At 40.1% G+C, this 7534-nt stretch carries 4 protein-coding genes and 1 pseudogene; all 5 read right to left on the bottom strand.

Features of this window, described 5'->3' with window-relative positions; translation table 11 throughout:
* Window positions 1–376, bottom strand: a 376-nt coding sequence (locus BCG07_RS13970; protein ID WP_286890623.1) for an SDR family NAD(P)-dependent oxidoreductase, incomplete at its 3' end; no start/stop codon positions are given.
* 135 nt (window positions 377–511) lie between these two features.
* On the bottom strand, window positions 512–1342 hold the full coding sequence (gene nadE, locus BCG07_RS13975) for an NAD(+) synthase (protein WP_006792487.1): 831 nt from the start codon (window positions 1340–1342) through the stop codon (window positions 512–514).
* A gap of 68 nt (window positions 1343–1410) precedes the next feature.
* Window positions 1411–2040: a YceH family protein gene (locus BCG07_RS13980; RefSeq protein WP_203985432.1), complete on the bottom strand. Its 630-nt coding sequence runs from the start codon at window positions 2038–2040 to the stop codon at window positions 1411–1413.
* 51 nt (window positions 2041–2091) lie between these two features.
* A pseudogene (locus tag BCG07_RS13985) lies at window positions 2092–5449 on the bottom strand (ATP-binding protein).
* A gap of 112 nt (window positions 5450–5561) precedes the next feature.
* A complete protein-coding gene (gene ycaO / locus BCG07_RS13990) occupies window positions 5562–7322 on the bottom strand; it encodes a 30S ribosomal protein S12 methylthiotransferase accessory factor YcaO (protein ID WP_058430070.1) in 1761 nt (586 codons plus the stop codon).
* Window positions 7323–7534 lie beyond the last annotated feature (212 nt).

Below are 7534 nucleotides of genomic sequence, written 5' to 3' on the forward strand. Positions count from 1 at the left end.
CTTGCTGGTACGCTAAAAGTAAGTCAGCGCACTGCATATTAATTAAGTAGGGTGTTTTGGCATGAATGCGCATCATGTTATCAAAAAGCTTGGCGTGGTCTGGATTATTTGCTTCACAGTCCCAGCTAGATGCATTGTGTATAACAGCCTTTAAGGATTGGGTATGGGCTTTCAATGTATTAATAAACTCATTAATTCCCGCATCAGTACTGAAATCGGCATGGATACAAGTCACTCCCTGCTGCGCTAGTTTTTCTACGGCATCATGGCGAGTACGATAAGTAATAATCACTTTTTGCCCTTGGGTTAAGTAATGCTGAGCAAGGGCTAGGCCGATTCGTTGGCCTGCACCAGTAATTAAAATAGGCGATGTCATATAATGCAGTGTTCTCTTTGGCAAGTTTTTAATAAATATTAGTACGTTAAGTGCAATGTGTACGTAATATTTGAGTAGGGCGATCAAAAAAGCAATTAAACTAGATGCTGTTAATTGCTTTTTATATCACTTATATCAATCGTAAATTGTTGGTATTGGCTGGCGTTTATGTTGCGTGCGCAGATATATACCGATTAACTTTTGCTCCACCTCTTCAGAGACAGGTTTGCCCTCTAAAAAATCATCAATTTGGTTGTAACTTAAACCAAGCGCTTCTTCGTCGGTGAGGCCCGGTCGGTCGCTTTCTAAATCGGCTGTAGGGGCTTTTTCAACAAGCACTGCTGGCGCACCTAGGGCAGTCGCTAGTGCGCGAACTTGGCGCTTAGATAAACCAAAAAGAGGCGCTAAATCACAAGCACCATCGCCAAATTTAGTGTAAAAGCCTGTAATGTTTTCTGCGCTATGATCGGTACCTACAACTAAGCCTTGGCTAAAACCGGCAATTTCGTATTGAGAGACCATACGTTGGCGTGCTTTAACGTTACCTTTAATAAAATCTATTTGAGCTTGCTCTGGTAATGCGTCACCGCTGCTAGTCATTGCGATTAACACTTGCTCATGTAACGCATCAGCAGCAGGCTGAATATTAACGGTCATACGCTTACTTGGCTGAATAAAATCTACCGCCATTTGTGCTTCGTCTTCATCAGCTTGCACGCCGTAAGGTAGGCGCACAGCAATAAATTGATATTTGTTGGTGCTGTGTTCTTCATTTAATTCGTTAACAGCTAATTGGCATAAACGGCCGCAAGTTGAAGAATCAACCCCGCCACTAATACCAAGCACAAGCGAGCGTGAGTGGGCTGCAACTAAACGTGCTTTTATAAAGTTAACTCGACGAGAGATCTCAGCGTTTACATCAATGGTTGGCTGAACTTTCATTTCAGCCATTATTTCGGCGCGCATTGCCGGCTCCTTGTAAGATTTTAAATGTGATACGCAATAAACTTATTATGTGATTTAGTTTTACTTATTTAAAGCCCTAAATGTGCTTTTATCTGGTTAAGTTCTGCTTTTAACTCTTCTACTTCGCGTAATAAATCGTTTAGCTCTTTATCTTTAATGGCTTCGCTGGGTAAATTAATGGTATCGCTATCAGGCGTAATTGGTTGCTCACCAAATAAATGAATATATCGGCTTTCACGTTTACCTGCTTCGCGCGGTAACTTGGCAACTTGCTCATTTTCAATTAATTTATTTAGCGCATTTTCAACTTCATCTACATTATTAAAATCAGCGAGACGAGCGCTGCGTGTTCTTAATTCACCGGGTGTTTGGGCGCCGCGTAACAGCAATAGGCAAATAATGGCACGTTGTTGTGCTGAAAACTGTAAGCTACTAAATTCGGTATTACAAAAGCGGTGGTCGTATTTATTTACTCGCCCCGAAAGTGCTTCATCAACAGTAACTAGGCGCATGTCACTAAGTTCATCTAGCGCAACTTGCACATCACTTTCGGTTAAATTAAGAACAGGATCGCGATTCGATTTTTGATTACATGCATTGGTTAACCCATTCAGTGACAAAGGATAATGCTCTGGTGTAGTGCTTTGTTTTTCTAGGAGACAACCAATAACACGTTGTTGGTGTGGTGATAACTGCATAAGTACCCTTAAAAATATTAATTGTTAATGCTAATTAGTGGTAAGCCTCATTTAACTGCCAAGCCAGTGCTGCAACTTGGGTTTTAAGGCGGCCATATCAAGCGGCTTAGTTAAGTAATCGTCCATGCCCGCAGCAATACATTTTTCTCTATCGCCTTGCATGGCATTAGCCGTTAAAGCAATAATTGATACAGCATTATATTTTTCACCTGCTCCGCCTTGTCTGATTGCCTGCGTGGCTTGATAACCATCCATTATTGGCATTTGGCAATCCATTAAAATAAGTTTATACGGGTTATTTTGTTTGGCGTTTAGTTTGCTAATTGCTTGCTCACCATTTTCAGCAATATCAAAGATCACCCCGGCCTCTTTTAACAATGCAGAGGCCACAACTTGATTTATCTTATTGTCTTCTACTAACAATAAAACGGGCTCTGATGAATCTTTAATAGGTGCTTTTGTAAGTGTATTAGTGAGTTGCGCCTGATTTAATTGCTGCTCTAAAAACTTTTCATTAGTGAGTGAATCAAACAGATCTGATGGCGTAAGAGGTTTAAAAATCATGCAGTCGACATTCATTTTAAGCGTTGATTCTTTTTGTGAATAACTCATTGGCGCCATAATTACTGATTTACATTTAAACTTTTTAATAAAGTTTTGTAAGGCGGTTGTTTGCGTTTTTGCAGCAACAGAAAAAAAGTGATAATCAACTAAAATTGCATCGTATGAACGAGTCGTCTCTTCTAAATGTATCAGCACCTCATTATAGTCATTAATAAACTCCACATGGGCCCCCCTAAATTGTCAGCTGTTTAGTGGCTATACTGGTATTTAAGTGGCACTCATCAATAAATAAAATACGTTTGTTGTTTATTAGGTGGCTTGGTAAATCTTGCTCTTTACTTAATCTAGGCTGTATTTTTACACTAAATGAAAACGTACTGCCTTCGCCTTCAACACTGTTGACACTGACGCTTCCGCCCATTAATTCACATAGTTGTTTTACTATCGTTAGCCCAAGGCCTGTACCGCCAAATTGGCGCGTAGTTGAAGTGTCGGCCTGTGTAAATGAATTAAATAATGATGTTTGCTGGTTTTTATTAATACCAATACCAGTATCAATTACTGAGCACTCTAAAAAGGATCCATCGGTGGAGTCGTCCACTCTGGCTATAATAATAACGTCACCATTTTTAGTAAATTTAACAGCATTACCAATCAAGTTATTAAGAATTTGCCTAAGCCTATTCGGGTCACTAATTATTTCACTTACTGTAATTTGGGTTGCGTCTAAAATTAGTTTTGTATTGTTTTGCTCTACTTTTAGTGCAAACGATTCAACCACTTCACCTAATAATTTTGGGAGATTAAATTGAATACTATCAATATTAAGTTTACCCGCTTCCATTTTTGAGAAGTCTAATATGTCATTAATAATATTAAGCAATGATTCGGCAGATGATTGCGCAAGCTCTATATGATGTGCTTGTTGTTGATCTAACTTTGTTTGCTTAATTATATTTAGCATGCCTAGCACCCCATTCATAGGAGTGCGAATTTCGTGGCTCATAGTTGCTAAAAATTCACTTTTTGCTGCCACCGCTTGTTCGGCTAATTCCTTAGCTTCTACTAATTCTTGTTCTGCTTCTATGCGTTGCTGGCTTGAATGTAAACTACCTATAAGTGTAGCCACTGTGATTAAAAAACTTTCTTCGTTTTTTGTCCACAAGCGTGTGGTTTTGCATTGCTCAGCACATATTATTCCTAATACTCCGTTGCCGGCAGGGATTGTTACGCACAGCATCGATTTTATTTCTAACGGCAATAAGTAATATGGCGACAAAGGAGATAGCGCTGAATTATGAATAACGTCGGGAATATTAAAAACAGCTTGGTGATCAAGCATATTAAAAAAGTCAGGAAGGTGTTTTCTAAGCCAGGTTAGTTCAATGCTTTCGGCTTGTGTTAATTTATTATGCAGTGCGAATGGAATTAACTGTGTGCGATCTTCGTTATAAAAACGAATACTAGCACGCTCAATTTTTAAAGCATGGCAAATAGCCTCAGTGAGTATGTCTTTTGATTGGCTAAGTTTACCGTTTAAAATGAGCTTATTAACCGTTAATGAGGCTAACGTTTCATTGTGCAGCGCTGTAAAGCTGTTTTCTAATTCAATTTTTTTACGGGTATCAATATTTTGTAGCGAACCAAAAATACGCACACATCGACCATTTTTATGTTCAGCTTCTGCGTTAACAAGTACCCATACCGCTTCCCCTTCACCGTTTATTACCTCTAGTTCAACTTCATAACTATGGCCATATTTAATAGCACGTTCGAGTAGAGGTTTGATCGTTTCTCTGCTTTCGCCCTCTTTAAAATAGCTTAAATCTTCAGGCCATTGTGGCTGGGTATTGAGTGGGTATTTAAACAGTTTTTTAGTCATATCTGACCAATAAACTTGCTTGGTTTCTAAATTAAACGACCACGCACCTATTTGCGCCAAATCGCTCATGGTTTCTAGCATTCTTTCGTTTTTTTGCTGACGGTCAAGCATTTTTAAAAAGAACAAAAATGCCCATGTAAGTAACGCACAAATAATAATTATTGCTAAACGTAATGGCCAAACTGCTGAGTTGGGTGGGCTCCAGCCCTGCTTGGGTGCAACGTATAACTGCCAGCTTCCGCCTTGAAAGTTTAACGAAAATGCGAGGGGATCTTGATTTAATATTGCGGCGTCACCAAAAAAAAACTCGCCTTTATCGCCCAGCCCATTTCTGCCTTGGAGTGCAACGTTATATTTTTCTTTAAGATCTAAAATACCGGCGTTTTTATAAATTTTATTAATATCTAGAACAACAGAAAGTAATCCCCAAAAATTTTTATCAGGCGGGGTATAGACTGGCACACGCGCTATGAGTGCCTCACCTCCTTGCACTAGCGTTAACGGGCCAGCCATTATAATTGTGTTGGTGTCTCGCGCTTTAATAGCGTCAGCGCGTTGATTTTTATTCGCCAGCAAGTTGAGGCCCAGAGCCGCTTCATTTCCTTCAAGCGGGTAAGTCATTTTAATAATCATATTGGGTGCACCGCCAATATTTCTAAGCTCTTTTGATGTATTAAAAAGGGGGGCTGCAATTTGTGCAAAGCGTTCTTGATTTAAGTTAGGCTCTGCAGAAACAGCCACGCCTAAGCCGCGTACTAACTGGATGTTAGAAATTAAAATGGCTTCTAGTTGTGCTCTATAGGTGCTTACATCGGAGAGGATTTGAAGGCGATGAGCGTCTTTCACGCGAGTGTAATTAATGCGCTCTAGTACAACACTAATAAGCAGTAGTAGTGTCATCGATAACCAAAAAGTTCGGTTATAGTTGTGCGCACTTGCTTTTTTATTGTTAGTTGGTGGCATTAGCTACTATTGGCTTGAATTTAGGCAATTCCACTATAGCTATTTATTGTGCAAATTAAAATGACGCTTATGCATAAGCGCCATTTTATTTTTATAATTAACGATCTAAATATCAAGAATCGCTAACATCACGTGCCCAATGATTTTGTTTAGCTACATGTAACTTTCGGTAGCCATCAAGTAGCGCTGCATGCTTTTTAAAGCCTTCAAGCGATAAGCCTGGGAAGGTTAAACCATTAAATAATGTACGGCCTTCAGCAATTTCAATTGCAAGCGCTACGTTGTCGCTACCAAACATTAAACCCAGTGCGTCTTGGTAGTCGGCGTATTCACGCTCGTCATCGTATTTAATTTCAAGAATGGCTTTTAAGCAGCGGAAATGGCGCATTGCCTCTTCGTTTACTTGGCCTGTATGCAGTATCCAATCAACCCAATCAATTGCTTCTTCGCTGCCTGCGGCTAAACATAGGTGCGCTTTAAGCTCACCAATACGTAGCGTATGCCAAGGTGTATCGGCATCGGTTGCAAGGCCAATAAACTCTGCTGCGCGAATAATATCACTGTGGCCGGCTTCCTCTAAGCTATCGTAAATGTCCATCCATTGCTCAGCATCGTACTGATCAAGCGATAGGAATGCTTCACGGAATTTAGCGCCTTCGTTGTTGTTACGCCAAATCAGCTCATCTACTGGGTAAATGTCTGACATGCCCGGTACTAAAATTCGACATGCATACACGTTTAAGTGCGTGTAATCCATAATGTAAATGTCGTGGTTCATGCTATGAATTAAATCTGTACAGAAGTTGTATTCTTGCTCTGTTGTACCGCTGAAGTCCCAGTGTACAAAGTCAAAATCAGGTGTTGCACGGAAAAAGTCATGCGATATTAAACCGCTAGAATCAATAAAGTGCAGTTCAATGTTTTCAGGCGTTGCTACTTCGTCGTTATCAAATGTAGCCGGTTGGAACACATCAAGCTGATCAAGGCGACGACCTTGTAAAAGTTCTGTAACGGTACGCTCAAGGGCTACTTCAAATGAAGGGTGAGCACCAAACGAGGCAAATACAGAGCCATCTGTTGGGTTAATCAGCGTTACGCTCATTACTGGGTATTTACCGCCTAGTGATGCATCGGCGATACGTAAATGAAAACCATGGCTACGCAGTTCTTCACACGCTTCGTGAATTTGTGGGTACTGCTTAACAACCTCTTCAGGCACGATTGGTAAACAAATGCCTTCAGCAATAATACGGTTTTTAATAGCGCGTTCAAATACTTCAGACAAGCCCTGAACTCGCGCTTCAAACTTGGTGTTACCTGCGCTCATACCGTTAGATACAAAAATATTACCAATCACGTTTACTGGAATGTACACGTCTTGGTTATCGCGTTGGCGCGTGTATGGCAATGTACAAATGCCGCGCTCGTTATTACCTGAGTTAAAATCAAAAAGGTGTGATGCATTAAGTTCGCGCTCTGGGTCAAAGTAATCCCACAGGCTTTCATCCATTATGCCCTCTGGCACTTCTTCACCTTCAACTTTAAACCATTTTTCGTTTGGGTAATGAGTAAACTCGCCGTTGGCAAATTCTTCACCTAGGTAAAAGTCAGCAAAAAAGTAGTTACAGCTTAAACGCTCAAAATATTCACCAAGTGCAGAAGCAATAGATGCTTTATCAGTTGCACCTTTACCATTAGTAAACATAACACCGCAGTCGCTGTCTTTAATATGAACCGAATAACAGTTAGCTACAGGGTTAAGCCAAAGCGCCTCTTCAACATTAATGTTTAAGGCTTTAAGCTTGTTTTGCATGGTAGAGATTGACGATTCTAAATCGCGGTCTTTACCTTTGATAAACGTTTTTTCAGTCATATTGATCTCAACTAGTTCTGCACGATGTGTGGAAGTGACATTATCGTGGATTTTGATGTTTATTTCATCCTTTGCGAGCAAGATCATGATTATTTAATAAATCTGTGGTTATTATATAAGCAACGCAAAGGGTGGAAGGGCAACTCAATGTATAAACTAATCAAACGCTTGTTGTTATTAATTGTAATTTTAGGGCTGAGTGGCACCGCTGT

It is taken from the genome of Pseudoalteromonas sp. ESRF-bin5, from assembly GCF_002632075.1.
Taxonomy (GTDB): domain Bacteria; phylum Pseudomonadota; class Gammaproteobacteria; order Enterobacterales; family Alteromonadaceae; genus Pseudoalteromonas; species Pseudoalteromonas marina.